At 61.3% G+C, this 1,429-nt stretch carries 1 pseudogene; it reads left to right on the top strand.

Annotated elements, in window-relative coordinates:
• Nucleotides 1-362, top strand: a pseudogene (locus C563_RS21785) (hypothetical protein); the annotation flags it as partial.
• Nucleotides 363-1,429 lie beyond the last annotated feature (1,067 nt).

The following is a 1,429-nucleotide window of genomic DNA, read 5'->3' as shown; positions in this document are numbered from 1 at the left end:
CCGGCGGTGACCAGCTCTCGTCCGGCGTAAACCAGCTCGCCACCGGCGGTGACCAGCTCTCATCCGGCGTAAACCAGCTCGCCACCGGCGGCGACCAGCTCGCCGGGGGAGACCGTCAGCTGGCTGACGGCAGCCAGGCCCTGGCCGTTGGTGCGAACCAGCTCAGCACGGGAATGACGCAGCTGAGCGACGGAAGCGCACAGCTGTCCGACGGAACCCTCCAACTCGCGAGCGGAATCAGCAGCCTAGGGCCCGATACGCTCGGACTGCCGGTTGCCGCGGTCTTCGCAGTGCTCATGGTGGTGCTGACAACGACCGCCCTTATCCGGCGCGCTGCCCGCCGCCGGCACGTCCTTCCCTAAGGCCGTCGGGTCCGCGCGACATCTGCGCGGACCCGACGTACTCCCCGAGCAACCGGCCACGCCGCTGACGCTCCTAAAGGAATACCTTGCCTTATATAAGCTATTTTCTTCCCCCCGTCTTTCGCTGATGCTTGCCCGGTCAACGAAATCACCACGCGATCGCATTGGACCGTTACATCCGTGTCGGAAACAGCCATTGAAGACCGACGAAGCCGGGAGAAGAGATTAAGCGAAGCAGTTAACCAGCTGATTCCGGCAGCATTGGAACGCATGCAAGGCCTACTCATCACCCAAAGGGGCGACGGCAGGTACACGGTCGAGATTGATCCGGCCGTACCCTGCGGGACCATTCAGTTGTCGCGCTGGTGAGGAAAAGCCAGAAGTGACCGCCCGCCTGCGCCCGCAGTCAGCCCAATTTAGACCTAGGCTGTTGTACTTTGCGATGTACATGCAGGTCGTCAACGTGGACGCGGCCCCGATCAGTACACAAGAATCCCACAAACCCTGCTCACCATCGTGCGGGCGACCCGGCCTGTACGCAAACGGATGAGGGTAAACCTCCTCGTCGTCCGACCGCCCCCCACCTGAGATGCCTGTCAGACTTGAATGTGACGTCTCCGTTGATGTTGTGCAGCCCACCGACGTCTCTACATTTCGGCTCTAAAGGCGCGATCTATATGAGCATGAAATGCGATCAGCGACTCCTGACCACCCCCCGGGGGGAGGGGGAGCGCGCCGCAGATGATGGCGCTGTCCTGGCTTTGAACCGGCCCGACCTTCACCCTGCCAGGTCGAGACAGGCGCCGCTGATCCGGAAAACTGTCAACCGGAAAACGCACGACGCGGAAGGGAGCACCACCAGGACGGCAGTCGAAACATCGGGGCGACTGCTGCCAAGCGCCAGGCTAATGCAGGCGCATTGTCGGGGTATCAACGCCCCGGAATATCTCTTTTCCAGCATCGACTATTGCTTTTTTCCCGGTGCGGGAATATTGTTTTGCGAATGCTTCCGCGGGTGGATGCCTGCGGCGATCAACGAAGGAGTTGTACATGGGATCTGTTGATGC

The sequence above is a fragment of the Arthrobacter sp. 135MFCol5.1 genome, assembly GCF_000374865.1.
Taxonomy (GTDB): domain Bacteria; phylum Actinomycetota; class Actinomycetes; order Actinomycetales; family Micrococcaceae; genus Arthrobacter.
The sequence above is the reverse complement of the archived record's forward strand: the minus strand, read 5'-3'. Positions and strand labels throughout refer to the sequence as shown.